19 protein-coding genes, 6 tRNA genes and 1 pseudogene are annotated in these 24397 nt (G+C 72.7%); 9 read left to right on the top strand and 17 right to left on the bottom strand.

Annotation, left to right across the window (positions count from 1 at the left end):
* Positions 1-438 precede the first annotated feature (438 nt).
* Together ACIGXP_RS23875 and ACIGXP_RS23870 are read right to left on the bottom strand one after the other, a co-directional pair.
* Positions 439-510: transfer RNA gene (locus ACIGXP_RS23875), tRNA-Val, on the bottom strand.
* Between the two features lie 84 nt (positions 511-594).
* Positions 595-1071 (bottom strand): TIGR02611 family protein, encoded by a 477-nt coding sequence (locus ACIGXP_RS23870; protein ID WP_399771291.1) that lies wholly within the window; start codon positions 1069-1071, stop codon positions 595-597.
* 191 nt (positions 1072-1262) lie between these two features.
* On the opposite strand from ACIGXP_RS23870, the gene ACIGXP_RS23865 reads away from it, so the two are divergent.
* Complete coding sequence (locus tag ACIGXP_RS23865; RefSeq protein ID WP_004002642.1) at positions 1263-1676, top strand: SsgA family sporulation/cell division regulator; 414 nt, start codon at positions 1263-1265, stop codon at positions 1674-1676.
* A 275-nt stretch (positions 1677-1951) separates the two neighbouring features.
* Positions 1952-2512 (top strand): CGNR zinc finger domain-containing protein, encoded by a 561-nt coding sequence (locus ACIGXP_RS23860; RefSeq protein ID WP_351211679.1) that lies wholly within the window; start codon positions 1952-1954, stop codon positions 2510-2512.
* Positions 2513-2673: 161 nt separating this feature from the next.
* On the opposite strand, the gene ACIGXP_RS23855 is transcribed toward ACIGXP_RS23860, so the two are convergent.
* Positions 2674-2823, bottom strand: a complete 150-nt coding sequence (locus ACIGXP_RS23855) for a hypothetical protein (RefSeq protein WP_023552049.1) — start codon at positions 2821-2823, stop codon at positions 2674-2676.
* A gap of 199 nt (positions 2824-3022) precedes the next feature.
* Entirely contained in the window at positions 3023-3466 is a 444-nt protein-coding gene (locus tag ACIGXP_RS23850; RefSeq protein ID WP_399771288.1) for a hypothetical protein, read from the bottom strand.
* 249 nt (positions 3467-3715) lie between these two features.
* Between ACIGXP_RS23850 and ACIGXP_RS23845 the strand changes: the two genes are divergently transcribed.
* Complete coding sequence (locus ACIGXP_RS23845; protein WP_363220375.1) at positions 3716-4240, top strand: DsbA family protein; 525 nt, start codon at positions 3716-3718, stop codon at positions 4238-4240.
* 63 nt (positions 4241-4303) lie between these two features.
* Here ACIGXP_RS23845 and ACIGXP_RS23840 read toward each other — a convergent pair whose 3' ends face one another.
* The 3 genes from ACIGXP_RS23840 to ACIGXP_RS23830 form a co-directional block, all read right to left on the bottom strand.
* Positions 4304-5128, bottom strand: a complete 825-nt coding sequence (locus ACIGXP_RS23840) for a GNAT family N-acetyltransferase (RefSeq protein ID WP_399771285.1) — start codon at positions 5126-5128, stop codon at positions 4304-4306.
* A 75-nt stretch (positions 5129-5203) separates the two neighbouring features.
* On the bottom strand, positions 5204-6025 hold the full coding sequence (locus tag ACIGXP_RS23835; protein ID WP_399771283.1) for an aminotransferase class IV: 822 nt from the start codon (positions 6023-6025) through the stop codon (positions 5204-5206).
* Positions 6022-7086: a chorismate-binding protein gene (locus ACIGXP_RS23830; RefSeq protein WP_399771281.1), complete on the bottom strand. Its 1065-nt coding sequence runs from the start codon at positions 7084-7086 to the stop codon at positions 6022-6024. Before ACIGXP_RS23830 ends, ACIGXP_RS23835 begins: the two co-directional genes overlap by 4 nt.
* 178 nt (positions 7087-7264) lie before the next feature.
* Between ACIGXP_RS23830 and ACIGXP_RS23825 the strand changes: the two genes are divergently transcribed.
* From ACIGXP_RS23825 to ACIGXP_RS23805, 5 genes are all read left to right on the top strand, one after another.
* Positions 7265-7337, top strand: a tRNA-Gly gene (locus ACIGXP_RS23825).
* A gap of 38 nt (positions 7338-7375) precedes the next feature.
* Positions 7376-7449: transfer RNA gene (locus ACIGXP_RS23820), tRNA-Cys, on the top strand.
* 1 nt (position 7450) lies between these two features.
* Positions 7451-7522 (top strand) — tRNA-Val (locus ACIGXP_RS23815).
* A 47-nt stretch (positions 7523-7569) separates the two neighbouring features.
* Positions 7570-7641 (top strand) — tRNA-Val (locus ACIGXP_RS23810).
* Positions 7642-7670: 29 nt separating this feature from the next.
* A tRNA-Val gene (locus tag ACIGXP_RS23805) sits at positions 7671-7742 on the top strand.
* Positions 7743-7798: 56 nt separating this feature from the next.
* Here the strand turns inward: ACIGXP_RS23805 and ACIGXP_RS23800 are convergent.
* A complete protein-coding gene (locus ACIGXP_RS23800; RefSeq protein WP_363220731.1) occupies positions 7799-8104 on the bottom strand; it encodes a zf-TFIIB domain-containing protein in 306 nt (101 codons plus the stop codon).
* A gap of 80 nt (positions 8105-8184) precedes the next feature.
* A pseudogene (locus ACIGXP_RS23795) lies at positions 8185-8679 on the bottom strand (phosphotransferase family protein); the annotation flags it as partial.
* Between the two features lie 2105 nt (positions 8680-10784).
* Between ACIGXP_RS23795 and ACIGXP_RS23790 the strand changes: the two are divergent.
* A complete protein-coding gene (locus tag ACIGXP_RS23790) occupies positions 10785-12197 on the top strand; it encodes a serine/threonine-protein kinase (protein ID WP_399771278.1) in 1413 nt (470 codons plus the stop codon).
* 176 nt (positions 12198-12373) lie between these two features.
* Here the strand turns inward: ACIGXP_RS23790 and ACIGXP_RS23785 are convergent, their stop codons facing one another.
* From ACIGXP_RS23785 to ACIGXP_RS23750, 8 genes are all read right to left on the bottom strand, one after another.
* Positions 12374-13192 (bottom strand): TrmH family RNA methyltransferase, encoded by an 819-nt coding sequence (locus ACIGXP_RS23785; protein ID WP_399771275.1) that lies wholly within the window; start codon positions 13190-13192, stop codon positions 12374-12376.
* Between the two features lie 87 nt (positions 13193-13279).
* Positions 13280-14512 (bottom strand): uroporphyrinogen-III C-methyltransferase, encoded by a 1233-nt coding sequence (gene cobA, locus ACIGXP_RS23780; RefSeq protein WP_363215930.1) that lies wholly within the window; start codon positions 14510-14512, stop codon positions 13280-13282.
* Between the two features lie 211 nt (positions 14513-14723).
* The gene (gene cobT, locus ACIGXP_RS23775) at positions 14724-19214 is read right to left on the bottom strand and encodes a nicotinate-nucleotide--dimethylbenzimidazole phosphoribosyltransferase (protein ID WP_399771271.1); all 4491 of its coding nucleotides are present in this window, start codon (positions 19212-19214) and stop codon (positions 14724-14726) included.
* A gap of 392 nt (positions 19215-19606) precedes the next feature.
* Positions 19607-20836 carry a precorrin-6y C5,15-methyltransferase (decarboxylating) subunit CbiE gene (gene cbiE, locus ACIGXP_RS23770; RefSeq protein ID WP_399771269.1) on the bottom strand — a complete coding sequence of 410 codons (1230 nt, stop codon included), beginning with the start codon at positions 20834-20836 and terminating at the stop codon, positions 19607-19609.
* Positions 20837-20923: 87 nt separating this feature from the next.
* Positions 20924-21541, bottom strand: a complete 618-nt coding sequence (locus ACIGXP_RS23765; RefSeq protein WP_363215933.1) for a GNAT family N-acetyltransferase — start codon at positions 21539-21541, stop codon at positions 20924-20926.
* A gap of 145 nt (positions 21542-21686) precedes the next feature.
* Positions 21687-22514: a MetQ/NlpA family ABC transporter substrate-binding protein gene (locus ACIGXP_RS23760; RefSeq protein WP_363215934.1), complete on the bottom strand. Its 828-nt coding sequence runs from the start codon at positions 22512-22514 to the stop codon at positions 21687-21689.
* A 76-nt stretch (positions 22515-22590) separates the two neighbouring features.
* Positions 22591-23328, bottom strand: a complete 738-nt coding sequence (locus ACIGXP_RS23755; protein WP_399771265.1) for a methionine ABC transporter permease — start codon at positions 23326-23328, stop codon at positions 22591-22593.
* A complete protein-coding gene (locus ACIGXP_RS23750; protein WP_363215936.1) occupies positions 23325-24359 on the bottom strand; it encodes an ATP-binding cassette domain-containing protein in 1035 nt (344 codons plus the stop codon). The genes ACIGXP_RS23755 and ACIGXP_RS23750 overlap by 4 nt, the downstream gene beginning before the upstream one ends.
* Positions 24360-24397 lie beyond the last annotated feature (38 nt).

Genomic DNA, 24397 nt, shown 5'->3' with positions numbered 1-24397 from the left:
TGGCGCGGCGCCGGGTCCCGGTGGGCCTGGGGTGGCCCGGGGGCTGACGCGGCCCAGGGGGACTGCTCGGAGGCTCGCTCGGCGGGAGGAGGCTCGGTAGGCGCCGCCTCTGTGAAAATGTTCTTGCGGCGGGTCCACTGCGCACGAGACTTGTTGCCGCTTCGGCAAAACGTGCCTGCGCGCGGCCCCTCTCCGGCGACGAGCCGCCTCGCTCAGGCCGTTCTCCGGCGTGAGCCGCCTCCTCGGAACCCCCCGCCGGTGCCACACATGCGAGCGGGAGGGAAGGGCTCCCAGGCCAGCGGGCAGCGTTGACGCGGGCGTCAGGGCACTCCACGCCCGCGCCGCGTCCCGCCTCGCCCGTCGCGCCCCCTCCATGCCGACGCCTGCGCATACGCCGACGGCCCACCTGCTGTTCTGCAGGTGGGCCGTCGGTCCGGGTGGGCGATACTGGGTTCGAACCAGTGACCTCTTCGGTGTGAACGAAGCGCTCTCCCACTGAGCTAATCGCCCGGGCGCAGGAAGAACATTACCCCATGTCAGGGGGTGCTTCCGACCAGGGGCCGGGGCGACGGACGGCCTGGCGGCGGAGCCGGATCACTGTTCCTTGATCTTCCACGGCATGACGAGGCCGAACTTCCACACGTAGATCCCCACCAGCGCGGCCACGATCACCAGCCCGATCACGGTCAGCGTGATGTTGCGCCGGCGCACCTCGGGGTCGAGGGCCCGCTGGGCGGCCTCGGTGACCTTGCGTTTGGTCCAGCGGAGCACGAGCTGCGCCCAGACGAACTCGGTCGCCCAGATCGCCAGGCCGCCGAAGATCACCACCCAGCCGGGTCCCGGCAGCGGCAGCATGACGATGCCGGCGGCGACGACCGCGAGGCCGACCACGAAGACGCCGACCTGCCAGCTCAGATGCAGCAGCCGGCGCGCCTTGACGAATTCCGGCGCACGGGAGCCGAGCCCGCCGCCGTCCCCGCGCGCGGCTTCCTGCCCGGCTTCCTTCCGGTCCGCCTTCGCCTTGTCCGCCGCCACGGCGACCTCGCCCGGTTCGTCACTCCCCGTATTCATACGGACAAACCCTACCCGAGTGAATCCAGTCACTGGAATGGACGTAGGTCTCGTACGAGTTCTCGGCCGGAAGAGTTACGTAAAGACACGCAAAACCCTCAGAGGGGTTTACAACGGCATCGTAGGTGGCATGTCGATTTCGCCGACGTGCGAATCCCCGAGCGCACACTGAGCGAAAGGCCCTGGCGCTTATGAACACCACGGTCAGCTGCGAGCTGCACCTGCGCCTCGTTGTGTCGAGCGAGTCCTCCCTGCCTGTCCCCGCAGGCCTGCGGTACGACACGGCCGACCCCTACGCCGTGCACGCCACCTTCCACACCGGAGCCGAGGAGACCGTCGAGTGGGTGTTCGCCCGCGACCTCCTCGCCGAGGGGCTCCACCGGCCCACCGGCACCGGCGACGTCCGTGTCTGGCCGTCGCGCAGCCATGGTCAGGGCGTCGTGTGCATCGCCCTGAGCTCCCCGGAAGGAGAGGCCCTGCTCGAGGCCCCGGCACGGGCCCTGGAGTCCTTCCTGAAGCGAACCGACGCCGCCGTGCCGCCCGGCACGGAACACCGGCACTTCGATCTGGATCAGGAGCTCTCGCACATCCTGGCGGAGAGCTAGGTCGCGGCCTCCGAAAGCAGCCCGGCGCCGTCCACTCGGGGAGACGGCTCGGGCCAAGACAACCGCATACGGCACAGGCCGGCGCCGTCACCGTGAGCGCTCACGGGGCGGCGTCGGCTTGTGCGCGTCCGCGCGCTGCGGGAACCGTCGGCGGCACGGCGGCGTTCTACCGGCAAGCGAGTCGGGCTGCGGACGGTGCGGCGGGCGGGGTTGTCGCTACCATCGGCCAGCATCGGCGGGCGTCCGCCCGACCCCCCCAGGCCAGGGAGCGAAACGTGCTGATCACCCACGACACCCGGTGCGCCCTCGACACCGTGGTCGATCTGGTGAACACCGCGCCGGAGGACGACGCGGCGGCCGACGGACTGCCCGATGTCCCGGCACTCGCGGATTTCGTACGAAACCACGAGATCAGCGATGTGGGCGTGCTGTCGGAGTTCGATCTCTCCGCGGTGCGCAGGATCCGGGGTCGCTTTGCGGCGATCTTCGCCGCGCCGGACGCCCGCTCCGCCGCCGGGCTGATCAACGAGCTGGTCGCCGCCGCGGGCACCACCCCGCGCCTGACCGACCATGACGGCTACGACTGGCATGTGCACTACTTCGCGCCCGGCGCGTCCGTGGCCGACCATCTCGCCGCCGACTGCGGAATGGCACTCGCCTTCTTCGTGGTGGCCGGGGAGCAGGAACGGCTGCGGCGCTGCGAGGCACCGGACTGCCGGCGCGCCTTCGTCGACCTCTCCCGCAACCGATCCCGCCGCTACTGCGACAGCCGCACCTGCGGGAACCGGCTGCACGTGGCCGCGTATCGGGCCCGCCGGAAGGAAGCGACGGGCTGACCATCGCCCGGCGGCGAGCCGTAGGGCCGCCTGGCTGTGTGCCGGGCGGGTCCGCGTCCCCGGGGAGTCGCACGGCCGTCGGCCGAATCGCGCGGCGACTCGACGCCGAGGTCGGGGCGACATCGGTCCCGGCGGGTGGCGCCGGGACCGACGTGTACGGCTCACAGCAACAGCAGGTCGTGCAGCGCAGCCATGAGGAGCAGACACCCGATCACCGCAAGGAAGATCATCAGCGGTGGCTGGGATAGGGCGAAGAGGCACCCGCGCGGCTCGTCCTTCGGCGGCGCGGCCTCGCTCTCTGTGTCCAGCATCTCGCGGCCGATGATGGCGCAGAAGAGACCCCGAACGCGATCAACACGCTCGCGATATGCGGGAGTTACCGCATTCCGCACCGTCTCGTCCGACTTGATTCGGCTTGTGAACGGTTCCGGACCCCCGCGCGACACTCTGTGTCGTTTCAGCCCGAAGGCGCCTGCGGGGCCGTGACACCCCCGCGGCGGCGTCCTGCCGTCATATGCCGTGCTTCTTGAGGATGGCCTCGATGTCGCTGAAGTCGTCGGCGGAGCCGGTGGCGCGCGGGGCGGTGGCGGATCCGGTCGCGGGCCGGGTGCCCGCGCCCAGGGAGGGTGCGGACGCCCCCGGGGCCACGGCCTCGGCCTGGTCACCGCGGGCCGCTCTGCGCTGGGCGCGGGTGCCGCCGCGCCGGCGTTCGACCGCCCGGGTGCCCGCGACCAGGAGCCAGGCCGCGCCCAGCACGCCGAAGCCGGCCCAGGCGGTGGGGCTGAAGGCGGTGTCGGCGAGCCAGCCCACCACTCCGGTCATCACCAGGCCGACCGGCACCAGCGAGTAGGCCGCGATGCGGGCCGCTGTGAGGAAACGCCTGCGGTAGGCCGTGACCACCGCTATGCCCAGGCCCGCCGCGGACACGGCGGAGCAGACTGTCTCGGCAATCATCCGGTCCTCCTGGCGGCTCGGTCGGGTGGAAGGCGCGCAGTGCGCGGACGCGGCACGGCGCACCGCCTCCGTCCCCTCCATCCTGCACCGCCTCGTCCTGGCGATGCCACGCTCCCGCGGCACATCAGGGACATCTCCGGGTCACCTCCTACTGGAGTGCCGGTCCGGTGCCGTGCCGCCGTGGCCCGGGCACGGCAGCCGTACCGTCCCGATTGGGTCACCCGCGTCCGGCCTGGAAGACTGGTCGGCATGAGCGACTCCTCCCCCGCACGCACCGACGCCCTCGTTCTCGACGTCTGGTGCGAACTGCAGTGCCCCGACTGCCGTACCGCCCTGGACGACGTCCGCGCCCTGCGCGCCCGCTACGGCGACCGGCTGGAGCTGCGGCTGCGGCACTTCCCGCTGGAGAAGCACAAGCACGCCTTCGCCGCCGCGCAGGCCGCCGAGGAAGCACTGGAGCAGGGCAAGGGCTGGCCGTACGTGGAGGCCGTGCTGCAGCGGGTCGAGGAGCTGGACCGTCAGGGAGAACCCTTCCTGGTCGAGGTGGCCCGTGAACTCGGGCTCGACGCCGAGGAGTTCGACACCGCGTTGATCGACGGCCGGCACATCCTGATCGTGGACGCCGACCAGGCCGAGGGCAAGGCGATCGGTGTGACCGGCACCCCGACGTATGTCATCGGCGGCGAACGCCTCGACGGCGGCAAGAGCCAGCAGGGACTGCGCGAGCGCATCGAGAGGATCGCCGACCGGCTGCTGGGCGAGCAGGAGGCCTGAGCCGTACAGCCGGATTTCCCGGACCGCCTGCAGCAGGGGCACCCCATGCAGCAGGGGCACCGCCTACAGCAGGGGCTTGGCGAGGGTGTGGAACGTCGTCTCGTAGCCGAGTGACTCGTACAGCCGCTCGGCCGGGACGTTGCCCGCGTGCACATTGAGGCCGAGGACCGGTCGGCCGGCCTCGATGGCCTGGCGCTCCGCCAGCAGCATGAGTGTGCGGCCGTGCCCCTGGCCGCGGTGGGCCTCGTCCGCCCTCACGTCGAACACGTACGCCCTGTCGTGCCGCAGGGCCAGCCAGAGCGTGCCGACACGGGCGCCTTCGTGCTCCAGGACGCTGAAGAGCATGCCGTCGGTCGTGAGCCCGTGCGGCAGCAATCCCTCATGGTCCCTGCGGGCCTTGGCACGGGCCGTGGCTTCGGGGACGCCGCGCTCGATCCACTGGCGCGCGTACTGCTCGCTCTCGTACGCGTACCACGCGTCGTACTCGGACTCCGTCATGCGCCGCGCGCTGCTGCCCGGTGGCAGCTCGGGCGGCCTGGTGGCGAGGCGCTTTTCCATGCGGCGGTTGCGCAGGGTGTAGCCGAGGGCGCCGAACAACCGCAGGGCCGTCTCGGCCGAGGCGGGGACGGACGTCTCGATCTGCGTGCAGCCCCAGCCGCGCGCCACCTCCTCCGCGGCGAGCGCAGCCACGGTGCCCCGCCCGCGCCGCCGGTCGGGTTCGGCGATCCGCAGGTCGATGACGCGCGCCACCGCATCACCGAAGGACGGCGAGGTGCCGAGGTGTATGTCGCCGACGGGACGGCTGTTCACGCACACCTGGTAGCGGCGGGAACGGGTGCCGTCGGCGTTGTGCTGGAGCGGCTCGACCGGCCGCAGGGTCGTGGTCATCACAGGTGTTCTACCCGTGACCGACCACCAAGTCAGCCCGTTTTCGGCCCCGCCCGGGGCCCGGCTCGGGCCCGCTCAGGGGTCCAGGTCCTGTCCGGACCGCTCGTCGAAGATCCGCATGGCCTTGGCGGTCACCGGGCCGGGGGTGCCGGGCAGCTCGCGGTCGTCGATCCGGTGCACGGCCTGGACGTCCCGCAGGGTCGAGGTGAGGAAGACCTCGTCCGCGCGCTCCAGCACGTCCAGCGGCAGATCGGTCTCCTTGGCGCCGGTCCATTCGACGGCCAGCGCGCGGGTGATGCCGGGGAGGCAGCCGGAGGCGACCGGAGGGGTGTGGATCTGGCCGTCCAGGACGACGAAGACGTTCGACCCGGTGCCCTCGCAGAGCTGTCCGACCGTGTTCCCGAACAGGGCCTCCGACGCGCCGCGTTCATGGGCGCGGGCGAGGGCGACGACGTTCTCGGCGTACGAGGTGGTCTTCAGGCCGGTCAGCGCTCCGCGCTCGTTACGGGTCCACGGGACGGTGATCACGGCGGTGGTGTCCGGGCGGCGGGTGGTCTCGCCGAGGGCGACCACGAGGGTCGGGCCGTGCTCGCCGCGGTCGGAGCCGAGCGGGCCGTGACCGCCGGTGTAGGTGATCCGCAGCCGGCCGAGCGGCATCGGATTCGCCTCCAGGACGGCCGCGCAGGCCTCCCGGACCTCGTCGTGGTCGGGCTCGGGCAGGCCGAGGCCCCGGGCCGAGCGGCTCAGCCGGTCCAGGTGCCGGGTGAGGGCGAAGGGCCTGCCGTGGACCGCCTTCACCGTCTCGAAGATGCCGTCGCCGACGGTCAGCCCGTGGTCGAAGACGGAGACACGGGCGGACTCCAGGTCACGCAGTCCGCCGTCCAGCCAGATCCTCATGAGTACACCCCTCCACTTGCCGCGTACGTTCCCGACGCTACCGCGAGCAGCCGGGACGCCTTGAGCTCGGTCTCGTGCCATTCCCCCTCGGGGTCGGACCCCCAGGTGATGCCGGCGCCGGTGCCGAAGCGCAGCACCGCCGCAGCGCCGTCGGGCCGGTCGATCCAGAAGGTGCGGATGCCCACGGCGAGCTCGCCCGTGCCCCGGTCTGCGTCGACCCAGCCGATGCCGCCGCAGTACGGGCCGCGCGGGGCGGTCTCCAGGGCCTCGATGATCCGCAGGGCGCTCGACTTGGGCGCACCGGTCACCGAGCCGGGCGGGAAGGCGGCCGTGAGGAGGTGCGGCCACCCTGCCCCGTCCCGCAGCTCGCCGCGGACCGTGGAGACCAGGTGGACCAGGCCCGGGTGTTTCTCCACGGCACACAGGTCCGGGACGGTCACGCTCCCGGTCGCGCAGACACGCCCGATGTCGTTGCGGACCAGGTCCACGATCATCACGTTCTCGGCGTAGTCCTTCTCCAGGAGGTCCGCCTCCGTGCGGCCGGTGCCCTTGATGGGTCCCGACTCCACGACACGCCCGTCCCGGCGCAGGAACAGCTCGGGCGAGGCGGTGGCGATCTCCACGCCGTGCTGCGGCAGCCGGATGGTCCCGGCGTACGGTGCCGGGTTGCCGCGGGCCAGCAGGGCGGTCAGGGCGTCCACGTCGGCGTCCGGGGGGACCGGCGCGCTGAGCACCCGGCAGAGGTTGGCCTGGTAGACCTCGCCGGCCGCGATGTGCTCGCGTATCCGGCGGACGGCCGTCGTGTACGCGGCCCGGTCCAGGGAGGAGGTCCAGTCACCCACCGCGGGGCCCCGCCAGCCGCCCGGCGCCGGCGCGGGTACCGGCTCCTCGCGTACGTCCGCGAAGCGGGCGCAGGTCAGCCGGCCCTCGAAGTCCGCGCAGACGGCCCAGAACCCCGCGGAGTCCAGGGCGGCGGGATCACTGGTGACGTCGAGGAGGCCGGTGGCGACGCGGTCGCCGAAGCGGGCCAGAGCAGGGAGCCGGGAAGGGTGGTGGAGCACGTGGTCGAGTCTAGGGCGGGTGTCCGAGAGGTGGCTCCGGGACGACCCCGAGGGGGCCCTGACCACGTCGTCCGCCGGGGGCACCGCAGCACGCTGCGCAAACGCGTTTTTGTACTGGCCCGGGAATCCGCTAGAGTTCAACACGTCGCCGGGACGCGAAAGCGGACCGAAACGACAAGCGGACGTAGCTCAGTTGGTAGAGCGCAACCTTGCCAAGGTTGAGGTCGCGAGTTCGAGCCTCGTCGTCCGCTCGAAGGAAGAAGGGGTCATCCCGATCCCCTACACTCCTGGTGGAGTGGCCGAGAGGCGAGGCAACGGCCTGCAAAGCCGTCTACACGGGTTCAAATCCCGTCTCCACCTCCAAGGACGATTAGCTCAGCGGGAGAGCGCTTCCCTGACACGGAAGAGGTCACTGGTTCAATCCCAGTATCGTCCACTGGATCTTCTCGCAAGATCCACGGGTCTTCTCGAAGATCCCCACCCGCGCGATTAGCTCAGCGGGAGAGCGCTTCCCTGACACGGAAGAGGTCACTGGTTCAATCCCAGTATCGCGCACTGACTGTGACCCTCGGGTCACGGCCTGCGGACGATTAGCTCAGCGGGAGAGCGCTTCCCTGACACGGAAGAGGTCACTGGTTCAATCCCAGTATCGTCCACACAGCAAGAAGCCCCCGGCCGTTTCGTACGGCCGGGGGCTTCTTCGTGTCCCGGATCAGCTGGAGAAGAGCATGTGGGCCCAGCTCTTGTGACCGTGGTGACCATGGTGGCCGTGATGCCCGTGGCCGCCGTGGTGACCGCCGTGCGGGGCGCCCCAGGCGGGGGCGGGCGGGGCCGGGTAGGCCTGCGGGGCGGCGGGCGGGGCCGGCGGGACGGGCTTGGACCACTGGGACTCCAGCTGGGTCAGCGCCTCCAGCTCGCCGTAGTCCAGGAAGATGCCCCGGCAGCCGCTGCACTGCTCGATCTGGACGCCGCTGCGGTTGTAGGTGTTCATCGGGGCGTGGCACTTCGGACAGTGCATGGTCGGCTCAACTCCTCGCCGGTCGGTCCTGCTTCGTGTTTCCCCAGGACAGACTCCGTCCAGCCCTGGTCGGTTGCAGCCTAGTCCGTGTCTCTGTTCGTGTGCGTGGAGGCCAACGGGTGCGGAATCGGGGCCATTCGGGCACATGCGTCGACGACGGCCTGTTCCACCTCGTCCAGCGGACGGCCGGCCGTGAGCGCCTTGGCGAGGGCGAGGGCGGCCGTCTGCACGGTCAGCGCCCGGGCCGGGACGTCCAGGGCGGGCCAGGGGTCGCCGGCCGGGGGTACGGCGGGACCGCCTGCGCGCTGGTACGCGCCGAGGAAACGGGTCCATGTGTCGGGTGGGAGGAGCCCGCAGGCGTACCAGGCGGCCGGGCGCGCGAGGTCCCAGGCGGGGACGCCGGTCCCCAGGTCGTCGACGTCGATCAGCCGCCAGGGACCGTCCGGCGCCGGGTGGCGGACGAGCTGGCCGAGGTGCAGGTCCCCGTGGCAGAGGGCGGGTGTCCCCGGCATGGGCGCCTCGCCGCGGGCCCAGGCGGGGAGAGCGGCCCATGCGGCGAGGACGGGGCGGGCTGCCAGGTGCAGCTCGGCATGGGGTTCGCCGGGGGGCTCGGAAGGGGGTTCGGCGTGAGGGCCGGAAGGCGGTTCGGCGTGCGGCCCGGCTTGGGCTTCGGCCTGCGGCCCGGCACGAAGTCCGGCCCGGGAGCCCGAAGGGGGTTCAGCCTGCGGCCCGGCACGAAGTCCCGCCCGGGAGCCCGAAGGGGGTTCAGCCTGCCGCCCGGCATGGGCTCCGGCCTGCGGCTCGGGACGAGGTTCCGCCCAGGGCTCGACATGGGCTTCGGCCGGGGAGACGGAAGAGGGTGCGGCCTGCGGCCCGGCAGGGGCTTCGGCCGGGGGGACGGAAGAGGGTTCGGGGTACGGCTCGGAATGCGGTTCGGCCCGGGGTGTGGCGCGCAGGGCCGTGTGGAGCCGGGCGATGGCGCGGGCTGCTTTGGCGGGGCCGCGCATCGGGGGCAGGCCGTCGGGCGGGGCGGTCCGGTGCAGGCGAGCGAGGAGGGTGGCGGTGGCCTCCCAGGGGGCCGCGTCCGGGTCGTCGGGGTCCACGGGGGCGCCGTACGGCCAGAAGGTGACCAAACGCTCCTGCAGAGGGGTGGGGGCCGGGGTGAGCGGGGGCAGGAGGACGTCCGGGAGGCGGGCGGCAACGGCCAGGCGGAGGGTCAGCGCGGCCGGGTCGGTACCGGGGGCGTGGGCCTTCGCGACGGTGTCGGCGTGCCGTACGACGGTGGCGTCGGGGCGGTCGGCCAGAGGGGCGGTCGGTTCGCCGCAGGTGCAGGGGGCTCCGCCGGCGGGCGGGTGGGCGGCGGCTCTGGCCTGTGCGGTGAGAGCGGGGAGGAGGGTCAACGGGGGCCTCGGTGGTCGGGGTATCCGGTCGAGCGTACGCGGATGGGGGTGCGGTGTTTCACGGGTACGCGGTGCTGGGCCGGGAATTGCTGCCAGGGGCGAGCTTTCCTTGGCGCCCGGTGTCGGCGGGGGTCGCGTCGCTCGCCCGCGCCGGCGGGGTGGTGCACCTTCCCCACGCTCGACTTCGCTCGCGGGGGCGACACCCCCCATCGCCCACCCGTGCCGACCCCGGGGGTACCGCTCAGACCCCTGAGACACTGGGGGCACGACCGCCCGCGGCCAGGGCAGACATGTGGCCCACTGCCGGATGGACACCGGCCTCGCGGCATAATCGCCCGCAGCTGAGACAGGCACGCAGCCACTGCCCGGCAGGAGAAAGCAATGCCGGCGCAGCTCCCCAGCTGCGCCGGCATTCTGCCGTCCGCCGCACCCCCGTCCCCACGGGGTTTCCTGGATGGATGTCCCCGCCCGGACCGCTCTTCCGGGCCTGAGGTCGCCGCTCAGCGCCCCAGCATCGCACCCACGGACGACGCCTGTGTGGCCACCGTCTCCCAGCCGTCGAAGACGAGCAGGAGCAGGGCCGCCAGGGGAAGGGCCATGAGCGTCGCCACCAAGGGGTGACGGCGGCCTGTCCGGCGTGGTGCGAACGCCGGGCGTCGCGGTGCCGTGTGGGCCATGGTCCCTCTCCTGACCGTGTCTCTTGTGGTCGGCAGCGGCGGGTGTCTGACCTCGGGGGACGAGTGCTGCACCCGCCGCTTGACCTCAAATCTAGGCGTGGGGCGGGTGCCGGGCGTCATGCCCTCGTACCGATTGCCGGGCCTCCCGGAGGATGAGCCATGACCTGGGATCTACTCCCCTGGGTGGAGATGCCTCTCCGGGTCTAGGGGTCTTCCCGGAGGGGGCGCCCGGTGTGTCCGGTCATGTCGGAAGCGTCCAGCGGGCCGAAAGGAGTGACTTCGATCACTCCGACGGGGCGGTGGCGGTGGGGTGTGTCCAGGTCGTGTTCCGTGCCCTGGGCGGGCCTCGTGTCAGTACCGGATGTGCGCCGGGTGAGGACATGAACCGGTACCACCTGCTCCCACTCACCCTCAACGCCCTTGTGTTCAAGATCGGTTGACGGAACGGATGACTCAATGCACCCGCGTCCGCCGAGTTCCTGACCGCACATCACCACGTACCGGCGTACGGCACAATCCGTCGGCCCCGGAGGGCGCGGCCTCTGCGCGCAGGCGGCCGTGGAAACGTAAGCTGTGCCACGTCACAGGGACCGGGCAGCGGGGATGAACATGGCGATGATGCGCCTGAGGCGCGAGGACCCGCGCGTCGTCGGCTCGTTCAGGCTTCACCGACGGCTCGGCGCGGGCGGGATGGGTGTGGTCTACCTCGGCTCCGACAAGAAGGGGCAGCGGGTCGCCCTGAAGGTGATCCGACCCGATCTCGCGGAGGACCAGGAATTCCGGTCGCGGTTCGCCCGTGAGGTCTCGGCGGCCCGGCGGATCAGGGGCGGCTGCACGGCCCGGTTGGTCGCCGCGGACCTGGAGGCGGAGCGGCCCTGGTTCGCCACGCAGTACGTCCCCGGCCCCTCCCTGCACGACAAGGTCGCCGACGAGGGCCCGCTCGGCGCCGCCGACACCGCGGCGATCGGCGCGGCGCTGTCCGAGGGGCTGGTCGCCGTGCACGAGGCCGGTGTCGTCCACCGGGACCTCAAGCCCTCCAACATCCTGCTGTCCCCGAAGGGGCCGCGGATCATCGACTTCGGCATCGCCTGGGCCACCGGCGCCTCCACGCTCACGCACGTCGGTACGGCGGTCGGCTCCCCCGGCTTCCTCGCGCCCGAGCAGGTGCGCGGGGCGGCCGTCACCCCGGCGACGGACGTCTTCTCCCTGGGTGCGACCCTCGCCTACGCCTCCACCGGCGACTCGCCCTTCGGGCAGGGCAGTTCCGAGGTGATGCTGTACCGGGTGGTGCACGAGGAACCGCACCTGCACGGCGTACCGGACGCGCTCGCCCCGCTGGTCCGGGCCTGCCTGGCGAAGGACCCCGAGGAGCGGCCCAGCACGCTGCAGCTGTCACTGCGGCTCAAGGAGATCGCCGCGCGTGAGGCACAGGGCCTGGCCGACGTACGACCGCCCGCGCCGCGCGCCGCGGAGACGGACCGGACCACCGGACGGCTCGTCGACACGTACCCCGAGCAGCAGCGCACCCAGCGGCGTACGTCCCCCGGCACTCCGGTGCCGCGCGGCGGCACCCCCTCCCGGGGCGGTGCACCGGCGCGTGACGGTGCGGCCTCGCGGGGTGGCAGCGGCACGCGCGGCGGCGGTACAGGGGCCTCCGCGCGGCCGGGTGCGGCCCGCTCGACCCCGCCGCCGCGCGGCGGCGGCCGACGCTCGGGCGGCGGGACCCGTCCCGCTCCGCGCAACGGGTCCGGGCGGCCTGCGCAGCGTACGGCGGGGGGCGGACGGCGGCCGGCCAATCCGCGGCTGCTGCGCCAGCGGCTGTTCGTGTTCGTGGTGGTGACGCTGCTCGTCGCGCTCGGCATCGCGGTGGCGCAGGGCTGCCAGGGACCGGCACGCGGGCTCGGCGACGACGGCCGTCAGCAGCGGCACGCACAGCCCGACTACCGGCCTGCGGACGCCGACCCGCCGATGTCCGACCGGCACGAGCCGACCCTGAGCCGGGACTTCGGCAACTGACGAGACCTCAGAAGCGCCTCGCGAACGGGCGGGGGCTTGGGGCCTGGGCCTCGCAGGTGGCGGTGACCGGCGCTACAGGGTCCAGGGCACACCCGGAGAGGCACGCGGTGCTGCGGAGAGCGAGCAGCGTACCGGGGCGCAGCCCGGGCCCCGGAGGGGAAGCCGGGGCGGGGAGGTCAGGGGCGGGGGCGGCCGGTGGCCACGGCGTAGAAGGCGACCGCCGCGGCCGCGCCCACGTTGAGCGAGTCGACGCCGTGGGACATCGGGATGCGGACCCATTCGTCGGCGGCGACCAGAGCCTGCGTGGACAGTCCGTCACCCTCGGCGCCGAGCATCAGGGCCACCCGGTCCATCGTGTGCGGAGCGGCCTCGTCGAGGGAGCGCGCCTTGTCGTCGGGGGTGAGCGCGAGGAGGGTGAAGCCGGCCTCACGGACCGACTCCAGGCCCTTCGGCCACGTCTCCAGACGGGCGTACGGCACCGAGAACACCGCACCCATGGACACCTTGACGCTGCGCCGGTACAGCGGGTCGGCGCAGTCGGGCGACAGCAGGACCGCGTCCATGCCGAGCGCGGCCGCCGAGCGGAAGATCGCGCCGATGTTGGTGTGGTCGTTGACCGACTCCATGACCACGACCCGGCGGGCCGACCGGAGCAGCTCGGCGGCCGTGGGCAGCGGTTTGCGCTGCATGGAGGCGAGCGCGCCGCGGTGCACGTGGTACCCGGTGACCTGCTCGGCCAGTTCGGGACTCACGGCGTAGACCGGGGCGGGGAGTTCGTCGATGACGTCGCGCATCACGTCGATCCACTTGGCCGAGAGCAGCATGGAGCGCATCTCGTAGCCCGCTTCCTTGGCCCTGCGGATGACCTTCTCGCCCTCGGCGATGAACAGACCCTCGGCGGGCTCGCGCTTGCGGCGCAGCTCGACATCGGTCAGGCCTGTGTAGTCGCGCAGGCGCGGGTCCTCGGGATCCTCAACGGTGATGAGATCGGCCACAGAGTGATACTGCCTTGTCCTGGATGTGGTGCCAACGGCTCGGAACGGGTTGTGTTACCCCGGGTTACGCGTGATCAAGGGTGGTGATCAAGCGGCGGGCTGCGGGCCGACCCGCACGACCTCGCCGATGACGACGACCGCCGGCGGCTTCACGTCCTCGGCGCGTACCGTCTCGGCGACCGTGGCGAGCGTGGCGTCGACACGTCGCTGCGCGGCCGTCGTACCCTCCTGGACCAGCGCGACGGGGGTCTGCGGGGACTTGCCGTGCGCGACGAGCGTCTCGGCGATCTTCCCGATCTTGTCGACGCCCATGAGGATCACGAGCGTGCCGGTCAGCTTGGCGAGGGACGGCCAGTCGACCAGGGAGCGCTCGTCATCGGGGGCCACGTGCCCGCTGACCACGGTGAACTCGTGGGCGACCCCGCGGTGCGTGACCGGGATGCCGGCCGCGCCCGGGACCGAGATGGAACTGGAGATGCCGGGCACCACCGTGCAGGGGATGCCCGCCTCGGCGAGTGCCTGCAGCTCCTCCATGCCCCGGCCGAAGACGTACGGGTCTCCGCCCTTGAGCCGGACGACCGCCTTGCCCTGCTTGGCGTGCTCGATGAGCGCGTTGTTGATGGCCTCCTGGGCCATGAATCGGCCGTACGGGATCTTCGCCGCGTCGATCACCTCGACATGCGGCGGGAGTTCGGCCAGCAGGTCGCGCGGGCCGAGCCGGTCGGCGATGACGACGTCCGCCTCGGCGAGCAGCCGACGGCCGCGGACCGTGATCAGATCGGGGTCGCCGGGGCCGCCGCCGACCAGGGCGACGCCGGGGGTGCGGCTGCGGTGGTGGGGCGCCACCAGGGTGCCGTCGCGCAGGCCCTCGACGACCGCGTCGCGGATGGCGGCGGTGTGACGGGGGTCGCGGCCACGCACGTCCGTGGTGAGGACGGCGACGGTGACGCCCTCGCTGTGGCCGGTCGCGGGGGTCCAGGCGGTCGCCTGGTCGGCGTCGTCGGAGCGGACGCACCACACCCGGTGGCGCTCCGCTTCGGCGGACGCCCGCGCGTTGGCCTCGGGGTCGCTGGTGGCGATGAGGGCGTACCAGGCTTCGGCGAGGTCGCCTTCGGCGTACGGCCGCCGCTCCCACGTGATCTCGCCCGCGTCCGCCATGGCCTCGACGGAGGGGGTCGCCTCGGGGGACACGACGACGATGTCCGCGCCCGCCGCGATCAGTGCCGGAAGCCGGCGCTGGGCCACCTGGCCGCCGCCGAGGACGACCACGCGGCGGCCGGAGAGGCGGAGGCCTACGGGGTAGGCGGGGTGTTCAGCCATGGGACGGCTCCTCCGGGGACTGTGCGGTGGCGCTGACGTGCGGATTTTACGGTGGTGGCGGTGAAAGCGGGTCAGGTGTCCGGTGGCTGGGCATCGTCGCCGGGTGCGGCCGGGTGGGTGGTTGTGACCACCCGTTCCGCCGTGGCGAACGACTGCCCACAACCACCCGCGGCGTTGGCAGAGGCACCCGGAACCGTCGTCCCGGAGAGCCCTACTTCTCCGTGACCCCCGCCGAATCGAACGTGGCCACCTCGTGCATCGCCCGTGCCGTGCTCTGCACCAGGGGAAGCGCCAGCAGCGCGCCCGTGCCCTCGCCCAGGCGGAGGTCGAGGTCGACCAGGGGGCGCAGGCCCAGCTTGTTGAGGGCGGCCACGTGGCCGGGCTCGGCGCTGCGGTGGCCGGCGATGCACGCCGCCAGGACCTCGGGGGCGATCGCGCGGGCGACCAGGGCCGCGGCACCGGCGCTGACGCCGTCCAGGATCACCGGCGTACGCAGCGAGGCGCCGCCGAGGAGCAGGCCGACCATGGCCGCGTGCTCGAAGCCGCCGATCGCGGCGAGGACACCGATGGGGTCGGCCGGGTCCGGCTGGTGGAGGTCCAGGGCGCGCCGGACGACCTCGGTCTTGCGGGCCAGGGTCTCGTCGTTGATGCCGGTGCCGCGGCCGGTGACCTCCGCCGGGTCGGCGCCCGTGAAGACGGAGATCAGCGCGGCGGACGCCGTGGTGTTGGCGATGCCCATCTCTCCGGTGAGCAGCGCCTTGTTGCCGGCCGCCACCAGGTCGCGGGCGGTCTCGATGCCCACCTCGATGGCCTGCTTGGCCTCCTCGCGGGTCATCGCGGGGCCGGTCGTCATGTCGGACGTGCCACCGCGGATCTTGCGCGGCAGCAGGCCGGGGGTGGCCGGGAGGTCGGCGGCGACGCCGACGTCCACGACGCACACCTCGGCGCCGACCTGGCCCGCGAAGGCGTTGCAGACCGCTCCGCCGCCGAGGAAGTTGGCCACCATCTGGGCGGTGACCTCCTGCGGCCAGGGGGTGACGCCCTGGGCGTGCACGCCGTGGTCGCCGGCGAAGATGGCGACGGCTGCGGGCTCCGGGATCGGCGGCGGGCACTGCCGGGACAGCCCGGACAGCTGTGCGGAGATGATCTCCAGCATGCCGAGCGCGCCGGCCGGCTTGGTCATGCGCTTCTGGCGCTCCCATGCCTCACCGAGCGCCTTGGCGTCGAGCGGGCGGATCTGTGCGACGGTCTCGGCAAGCAGGTCGTGGGGTTCCTCTCCGGGCAGGGCGCGGCGGCCGTACGTCTCCTCGTGCACCACCCAGGACAGGGGGCGTCGCTTGGACCAGCCGGCCTGCATCAGCTCGGGCTCGTCCGGGAACTCGTCGACGTACCCGACACACAGGTAGGCGACGACCTCCAGGTGCTCGGGCAGGCCGAGCGCCCGGACCATCTCCCGCTCGTCGAAGAAGCTGACCCAGCCGACGCCGAGGCCTTCGGCGCGGGCGGCGAGCCAGAGGTTCTCCACCGCGAGCGCCGAGGAGTAGGGCGCCATCTGCGGCTGGGTGTGACGGCCGAGGGTGTGCCGGCCGCCGCGGGTGGGGTCGGCGGTGACGACGATGTTGACCGGGGTGTCGAGGATGGCCTCGATCTTCAGTTCCTTGAACTGCTTGGCCCGGCCCTTCGGCAGCGACTTGGCGTACGCCTCGCGCTGCCGCATCGCCAGTTCGTGCATCGTCCGCCGGGTCTCGGCGGAGCGGATGACGACGAAGTCCCAGGGCTGCGAGTGGCCCACGGAGGGCGCCGTGTGGGCGGCCTCCAGGACGCGCAGCAGCACCTCGTGCGGGATGGGGTCGCTGCGGAAGCCGTTGCGGATGTCACGGCGCTCGCGCATGACCTTCAGGACGGCCTCACGCTCTGCGTCGGCGTAGCCGGGCGCGGCGGGACCGGTGGACCGTGGTGCTTCGCCCATCTCGGCCGTGCTCTCTTCTTCCTGGTCGTCGGGCGCGGTCGGCAGGTCTTCCGCGCTCTGTACGACATCGGGGGTCTGCTCCGGGTGCGAAGCCGCCGGTACGGTGGCCGGCTCGCCCTCGCGCGGGGCCGGCACCGTGGCCACCGGCTCCTGGGCGCCCTCCCTGGGCAGGACCAGGGGCTGCGGCGGGGTGGGCGCCAGGTGCGGGGTGGTGGGCACCTGGCCCTCGACCGGCACGAACTGCCCGAGCGGTTCCTGCGGAACGTCGGACGACAGTGGCCCGGCCTGGTCGGTCCGGTCGGCGGCGGCCTGCCCGGGCGTCGTCGCGTGCGCGGCGGAACCGTCGGCGGGGTCGGCCGGCGTGGGCTCGGCCTCGGCAGTGGCCGGGGCGGCCTCGGCGGACTGTGTCTGCGGGCCGGCGGGGGCGCCGGGTCCGGTGACGGGGGCCGCCGCGGCGGCGACCTGGTGGACGGCGTCCTGGGCGGCCGGCTGCGGCTGGGCAGGCGGCGTGACGGTGGCCGGGCCCTGCGGGGCTCCGGGCAGGGCCTCGGCCGAGGGCGCCGCGGTCGCTGCCGGGCCGGCCAGCTGCGGGCCCTGAGCCGGGTGGGGCTGCGGTTCGGATACGGCGACACCGTCGGCGGCGGCCGGGACCGGTACGGCGTTCTGGGCCTGGGCGGCAGCGTTCTGGGCCTGGGCGGCAGCGGGCGTCTGGGGTTCCGCCGCCTCCGGCGCGGAGGCCGGGGTACCGGACTCGGGCGCGGCTACCGGCTCGGGGGCCGGTACGGCTCCGGCGGCGGGCGCGGGGTGGGCAGCGGCGGGCTGGGCCTCGACCACGCCCGGCTGCGGCTCCACGGCGACGGGGTTGTTCGGATCGGCCTGCGCGGGAGCGGCGGCCTCGGCCTGGGCCTGGGCCGCGACCGTCTCCGGCGCGACCTGCACCGCGTCCGGCGTCTCCGGTGCGGGGGCGGTGCTCACGCCCTCGACGACACCACCGGCCGCCGTACCGGCCTGCCCGGCGTCAGCAGCGACCTGCGCCTGCGGCACATTCCCGCCCTCGCCGAGCTGAGCGATTTCGGACGGCTGAGCAGCCTCGGAAGGCTGAGCGGCTCCGGACGGCTGAGCCGCCTCCGCCGACTGTGGGGCCTGGCCCTGCTGCTCGGCCCCGGCCGACGGCGCGTCCTCGCCCGGCTGAACGACCTCGCCCTGCACTACGACCTGACCCGGCTGAGCATCCCCGCCCGGCTGAACGACCTCGCCCTGCTCCACGACCTGACCCGGCTGAGCATCCCCGCCCGGCTGAACGACCTCGGACGGCTGCACGTCCTCACCCGGCTGAACGGCCTCGGACGGCTGCGCGGCCTCGCCCGGCTGCACGGCCTCGCCCTGCTCCACGACCTGGCCCGGCTGAGCATCCCCGCCCGGCTGAACGACCTCGGACGGCTGCACGGCCTGGCCCTGCTGCTCGGCCTGGCCCGGCTGCACGGCCCCGGCCGACTGCACGTCCGCGCCCGGCTGAACGGCCTCGCCCTGCTCCACGACCTGGCCCGGCTGACCACTCCCGTACGACGCCTCGGCCTCGCCCGTCTGGGCACCCTCCGCCGGCTGAGCGGCTCCGGACGGCTGGGCGGCGGCGGGTGCCTCGGTGGCGGAGTCGGCCTGTACGTCCGCCGGTGCCTGACCCGGCACCGCCTGGGACTCCGGCTGCCCGCTGGAGGCGACACCCTGCTCGCCCGGATGCGCCGGCGCCTCCTGGGCGGGGGCGGCGTCCGGCCCGGCCGCAGGCCCGCCGTCACCGGCGGCACCGCTGTCGGCGGGAACAGCACCGGCCGCGGCGGCCGTACCGTCGACGCGCTGTACGCCGGGCGTGTCCTGGCCGCTGCCCTCGGCAGGGGCCTGCGAGGCCTGGTGGACACCCTCCGGCCCCTGCTCCGCGGCGAACGGCTCGACGCCCTCGGGAGACGCCCCGGCAGGCGCCCCCGCCGGAGCGGTGTACACGCCGTCGTGGCTGTGCACCATCTGCGCGGCGCCAGGTGCCTGCCCGGCCGCCTGGTTCGCGAGGCGGGCGACGGTGGCCTGGGCGGCGTCGGACGGTTCGGCCCGGGCGGCGGCGTCCGCGGGGACGGCGGCCGGGTCAACCGTTTCGGCAGCCGCTGCCCGCGTGCCGACCTGAGCCACGGCGGGGGCGGCAGGCGCCGCGCCCCACGGGGCGGCGCTCTGCGGGGCCATGTCCTGCAGCGGCTGGGCGTCGAGGTACTCGGGTCCGGCCGGCGGCGGACCGGGCTGCCGTACCGGTGCTCCGGCCGGGCCGCGGTCGGCGAGGGAGCGGACCGGGCTGGCGGAGGCATCGGGAATCGGCGGGCCGAGGTGCAGCGGACGGCGCGGCGCCTGCGGCGCGCCCTGCGGATCCTGCGGGGCCGAGAGGATGGGCGACGGCGGCACGGACACCGGGGCCGGGTTCGGCAGGCGGACGCCGCTGAGGTCGACGGAGCCGCTGTCCCGGCCGGCCGTCTCGTGCGGACCCGGCTCGTGGACGGCCTCCAGGACCGGTTCCGGAGCGGGTGGCGGCACCTCGTTGCCCCACGCGCCCTGGGCACCCGGCAGCAGCAGGTCTTCGTCCTCGGCGGGTGCCTCGGAGAGGTAGGTGTACGCACCGTGCGCGGCAACGCCCGGCTGCTCCACCATGCCTGCGCTCTCCGGCTGCCCCTCGGCCGGGACCTGGCCGGTGTCGGTCATGCGTACCCCTCGCCCATCGGTTAGTGCTCCTACGACCAGCTCACCCGGAACGGCGCACCGACCGCCCGTAGTGAAGAACGAGCGTCCGTGCCCAGCGGCACGAACGACCCGCCGGAAAAGGCGACAAAGCCATTCAGTGGCATTGTCCCGGCCGTTCCGCCGTCGCGACAGCATGATCCGCGACAGTCCGCTGTGGACTGCGCCACGTTGCGCGTCCTCCGGTTCCGCAGTACCACACCGACCCCAAAACGGGCGCGCTTTCCGGACATTGGCGAACGAACTTCCGGGCCGCCCGGTGTGGCACAACGATCGGCCAGCCTACCGCGCGCGGTACGACAACACGATCACGGGGCGCGATCGGGAAGGCCCGCCCGTCGCCCGACCACCAGCCCTCAACGAGGCGCTTCGCGCCGCGGCAATTCTCCTGTGAGCAGGAACGCGACGCTCCGCTCGGTCTCGGTCCAGGCGCGGGTGTCGAGTTCGACGGACTGCAGCAGGGCGCACCCGACGCGGTATCCGTGCTCGGTCAGGTCGCGGCCGACCAGTTCGGCCGCGTCACGGGTCGCCGCGTGGGTGACGATGCGTTGCGGGCGCCGGTCGGCGACCGCGGAGACGACGGCCGCTCCCCCGCCGCCCACCCGGACGACGTCCGGCTCGGGCAGGTTCTCCAGCACATGCGGCGCGGTGCCCTGGACCACGTGGAGCTGTACGCCGAACCACCGCGCGGCCGCCTCGGTCCGGGCGCAGGCCCGCGGATCCCGGTCGACGGCGATGACGGCAGCCCCGGCGCGCGCGGCTTCGGCGGCGAACGCGCCGGAGCCGCAGCCGATGTCCCAGACGAGGTCGCCGACGCGGGGGCCGAGGCGGGCCAGTTGGGCGGCGCGCAGCAGTTCCGTCTCGCCCTCGCCGAGGCGGCTGCCGGGTCCGTCGCCGTAGGTCTCGTCGGGCTGCACCCAGCCGCGCGGTCCGGTGCCGGGGTCGCGCCCGGCGATCCAGCCGCCGCCCTCGCCCGCGCCGACCGGGCCGCCGATGACGATGACGACGTTGGGGTCGCGCCAGGTGTGGTCGGGGGCCTTGTCGGAGGTGACGACGGTGACCTGCTCGCGTTCGGTGCCCAGTTCCTCGCAGATGACGAAGGTCCGGTGCACGCCCTCCAGCAGCAGCCCGAGTTCGGCGGGTCCGGCACCCGGTGCGGTGAGGACAGCGACCTTGGTGTGGGCGCGGCAGACGTTCACGGCCCGGCGCAGGGTGCGCGGGTGGGCGACGACCACCTGGGCGTCGTCCCAGGGCATGCCGGCGCGGGCGAAGGCGGCGGCCACGGAGGAGACGGCGGGGACGACCTCGACCTCCAGGCCGAACTCCGGTGCGCGCAGGGTGCGGACTACGCCGAAGAAGCCGGGGTCGCCGTCGGCGAACACCACCGCTGTGCCGCGGTGGGCGGCGATCCGGCGCGCGGCGAGCGCGACGCTGCCCAGACGGACGCGTTCGGCGGCGGGCGGGACCTCGGGCAGTGCCAGATGGTGGGCCGCGCCCGCCACGAGCGTGGCGGCGCCCAGGGCGGCGCGTGCCGCGTCGGTCAGCGGCGAGCCGTCCCAGCCGATCACCGTGACCCGGTCGGCCATCGTCGTCTCTCCAGGTCTTCGCAGGTCGTCAGGGGGATGGGGCCCATGTGGGGACTCCGTGAGGGTACCTGGTGAGGCGCGGAGGGCTCAGTTCCAGTCCGAGTAGGACGTGAAACCGCTCGTGTCGGCCAGGTCCTCGGGCAGCAGGCTCCAGACAATGACGTCGGTGCGGACATCCGCCCACGTGCCGTCGCCGGTCCTGCTGCGCGCTATCCAGGCGCCGCGCAGGACGCCCTCGCTGATGCAGCCGATCTTCTGGGCGACCTGCTGGGAGGCGGTGTTGTCGGCGGCGGTGCGCAGCTCCAGGCGTTCGAATTTCTGGTCGTGGAACAGCCACTGCGCGGTCGCAAGAGCGGCCTCGGAGGCATAGCCCTCGCCGCGGGCCCACGGCGCGATGACGTAGGCGATCTCCGCCGAACGCACCCGCCAGTCGGTGTTCTGCAGATGGACGATGCCGACGAGGCGCTGGGTGAGGAACTCGTCGACGGCGAACACGATGCCGCGGCCCTCGGTGCGTTCGGCCGGGGCGAGTTCGGTGACCCAGTGCCGGGCGTCGGCCTGGGTGTAGGGCTGGGGGACGGAGGTCCAGGCGGTGACCAGTTCGTCGTTCATCATCTCGGCGAAGGCCTCGATGTCGGAGTCCTCGAGGGGGCGCAGCACCAACCGCTCCGTGCTGATGGAGACGTTGGGAAAGGTGCCAGTCATGCGCCGCTCCGTAACTTGGTAAATCTTCAGGGCCTGCGAACTGCCCAGCATGCAGCATGAAACCACTGAACCGCACGACGGGGTCCACACCCGGTGAGGGAGTGGACCCCGTGCGTGGCGAAACGCCGTATACGTGCCGTCGGCGTCAGAAGGACGGGATGACCGAGCCCTGGTACTTGTCCTCGATGAACTTCTTGACCTCGGGCGAGACGAGCAGCTTGGCGAGCTTCTTCACCCGCGGGTCCTTCTCGTTGCCCTTCTTCACGGCGAGGAAGTTGGCGTACGGGTTGTTCTTGGCGGACTCCAGGACGACCGCGTTCTCAGCGGGCTTCAGGCCGGCGGAGATGGCGTAGTTGCCGTTCACGACCGCGGCGTCCACGTCCTCCAGGGAGCGCGGGGTCTGGGCCGCCTCGACCTCCTTGAACTTGAGGTTCTTGGGGTTCTTGGCGATGTCCTGCGCGGTGGCCTCGTTGCCGGCGCCGGGCTTGAGGGTGATGAGCCCGTTGGCGGCGAGCAGCTTGAGGGCACGGGCCTCGTTGACGGCGTCGTTCGGGATGGCGATGGTCGCACCGCTCTTCAGCGCGTCGGCCTTCTTGACCTTGTGGGAGTACAGGCCGAGTGGCTCCAGGTGCACCGTGGCGACGGGCACGATGTGGGTGCCGTGCTTGCTGTTGAAGTCGTCCAGGTACGGCTGGTTCTGGAAGTAGTTGGCGTCCACCGAGCCGTCCTCGGTCGCCGTGTTCGGCGTGATGTAGTCGGAGAACTCCTTGACCTCCAGGTCGAGGCCCGCCTTCTTCGCCAGGTTCTTCTTGACGAAGTTCAGGATCTCGGCGTGCGGGGTCGGGCTGGCGGCGACGACCAGCGGGCCGCTGTAGTCGGAGGAGGAGTCCTTGCCGGAGCCGCAGGCGGTCAGCCCGAAGGTGAGGGCTCCGGCGGCGAGGACGGCGGTGGTGAACTTGGCGGTGTTACGCACGAAAAGTGCCTTTCCTTAAGGGTGGTGCGACCCCGTGTATGGGTGAACGGGGAGTCTCGGGGGTGCCGTAACAGGCTCAGGCGACCTTGCTGACGTCGGCCGCGGCCGGCTCCTGGGCCTTGAGCAGGCGGAGCTTGGGCGCCGGGCCGGAGCGGCCGCCGCGGCTGTGCAGGGAGCGGGCGGCGAAGTCGCCGGCGAACTGGATGAGGGAGATGACGACGGCGAGGATCGCGACGGTGATCCACATCAGCTGGGTCTCGAAGCGCTGGTAGCCGTAGCGGACGGCGAGGTCGCCGAGACCGCCGCCGCCGACCGTGCCGGCCATGGCGGAGTAGCCGATGAGGGCGATGATCGTGGTGGTGGTGGAGGCGATCAGCGAGGGCAGCGCCTCGGGGACGAGCACCTTGCGGACGATCGTCCAGGTGTTGCCGCCCATCGACTGCACGGCCTCGACGAGACCGTTGTCCACTTCGCGGACGGCCGTCTCGACCAGGCGGGCGAAGAACGGGATGCCGCCGATGGCGAGCGGCACGATCGCGGCGGTCGTACCGATCGTCGTCCCGGTGACCCAGCGGGTGAAGGTCATCAGGGCGACCATCAGGATGATGAACGGCATGGACCGGCCGATGTTCACGATCTGGCCGATCACCTTGTTGGCGAGGACGTTCTGCAGCAGGCCGCCCCGGTCCGTGAGGACGAGGAGGAGGCCGAGCGGGAGGCCCACGGCGACGGCGATCAGGGTGGACCAGAGAACCATCCGGAAGGTCTCGGTACACGCCTGCGACAGCAGCGGCTGCATCTCGGACCAGGTCACTTGGCCCCCTCCTTCACCAGCAGGGCCTCCTGGCCCACCACGTCGATCTGCAGGCCCTGTTCGCGCAGGAACCCGATCGGCACCACGTTGTCCTCGTAGCGGCCGGGCAGTTCGATGCGCATCCGGCCGATCTGGAGGCCGCCGACGGTGTCGATGGCGGCGCCGAGGATCGAGATGTCGATGTTGTAGGTGCGCGCGAGCTGGGAGATGACCGGCTGGGTGGCGGCCTCACCGTGGAAGGTGACGTCGATGACGGTCCGGTCGGCGCCGGTGCGCTCCCCGCTCACCGGGAACAGCGCGGCGGCCAGCTCGGAGCCGGGGGTGGCCAGCAGCTCGCTGACCGTGCCGGACTCCACGATCCGGCCCCTCTCCATCAGGGCGGCGGAGTCGCAGACCGCCTTCACGACGTCCATCTCATGGGTGATGAGCAGGACGGTCAGGCCCAGCTGCCGGTTCAGGTCGCGCAGCAGCTGGAGGATGGAGCGGGTGGTCTCGGGGTCGAGGGCGCTGGTGGCCTCGTCGGAGAGCAGCACCTTGGGATCGCCGGCGAGGGCACGGGCGATGCCGACGCGCTGCTTCTGGCCGCCGGAGAGCTGGGCGGGGTGGGCCTTGGCCTTGTCGGCGAGTCCGACCAGGTCGAGGAGTTCGAGTGCCTTGCGGGACCGTTCCTTCCCCGACTTGCCGAGGATCTCCAGCGGCAGTTCGACGTTGTCCTGCACGGTGCGCGAGGAGAGCAGGTTGAAGTGCTGGAAGACCATGCCGATCCGGCTGCGCGCGCGGCGCAGCTCCTTGCCGGCACGCGGGCCGCGCCCGGCGAGGGCGGTGAGGTCCTGTCCGGCGACGGTCACGGTGCCGGAGGTGGGGCGCTCCAGCAGGTTGACGCAGCGGATGAGGGAGGACTTGCCGGCGCCGGACTGGCCGATGACGCCGTAGACCTCGCCTTCGCGGACGTGGAGATCGACGCCGTCGAGGGCATGTACCTCACGGCCGCGGGAGCGGTAGACCTTGGTCAGGCCCGAGGTGGTGATCACAGGATTTCCGTCACTGTCAGTTGCGCGGGCGTGGGTGT

The organism is Streptomyces sp. NPDC053069 (assembly GCF_044546895.1).
GTDB lineage: Bacteria > Actinomycetota > Actinomycetes > Streptomycetales > Streptomycetaceae > Streptomyces.
The sequence above is the reverse complement of the archived record's forward strand: the minus strand, read 5'-3'. Positions and strand labels throughout refer to the sequence as shown.

Excerpts from the sequence above, each read along its gene's own strand:
- ACIGXP_RS23870 (WP_399771291.1), bottom strand. The coding sequence starts at position 1,071 with ATGAATACGGGGAGTGACGAACCGGGCGAGGTCGCCGTGGCGGCGGAC.
- ACIGXP_RS23865 (WP_004002642.1), top strand. The coding sequence starts at position 1,263 with ATGAACACCACGGTCAGCTGCGAGCTGCACCTGCGCCTCGTTGTGTCG.
- ACIGXP_RS23855 (WP_023552049.1), bottom strand. The coding sequence starts at position 2,823 with ATGCTGGACACAGAGAGCGAGGCCGCGCCGCCGAAGGACGAGCCGCGC.
- ACIGXP_RS23850 (WP_399771288.1), bottom strand. The coding sequence starts at position 3,466 with ATGATTGCCGAGACAGTCTGCTCCGCCGTGTCCGCGGCGGGCCTGGGC.
- ACIGXP_RS23845 (WP_363220375.1), top strand. The coding sequence starts at position 3,716 with ATGAGCGACTCCTCCCCCGCACGCACCGACGCCCTCGTTCTCGACGTC.
- ACIGXP_RS23840 (WP_399771285.1), bottom strand. The coding sequence starts at position 5,128 with ATGACCACGACCCTGCGGCCGGTCGAGCCGCTCCAGCACAACGCCGAC.
- ACIGXP_RS23835 (WP_399771283.1), bottom strand. The coding sequence starts at position 6,025 with ATGAGGATCTGGCTGGACGGCGGACTGCGTGACCTGGAGTCCGCCCGT.
- ACIGXP_RS23800 (WP_363220731.1), bottom strand. The coding sequence starts at position 8,104 with ATGCACTGTCCGAAGTGCCACGCCCCGATGAACACCTACAACCGCAGC.
- ACIGXP_RS23790 (WP_399771278.1), top strand. The coding sequence starts at position 10,785 with ATGAACATGGCGATGATGCGCCTGAGGCGCGAGGACCCGCGCGTCGTC.
- cobA (WP_363215930.1), bottom strand. The coding sequence starts at position 14,512 with ATGGCTGAACACCCCGCCTACCCCGTAGGCCTCCGCCTCTCCGGCCGC.
- cobT (WP_399771271.1), bottom strand. The coding sequence starts at position 19,214 with ATGACCGACACCGGCCAGGTCCCGGCCGAGGGGCAGCCGGAGAGCGCA.
- cbiE (WP_399771269.1), bottom strand. The coding sequence starts at position 20,836 with ATGGCCGACCGGGTCACGGTGATCGGCTGGGACGGCTCGCCGCTGACC.
- ACIGXP_RS23765 (WP_363215933.1), bottom strand. The coding sequence starts at position 21,541 with ATGACTGGCACCTTTCCCAACGTCTCCATCAGCACGGAGCGGTTGGTG.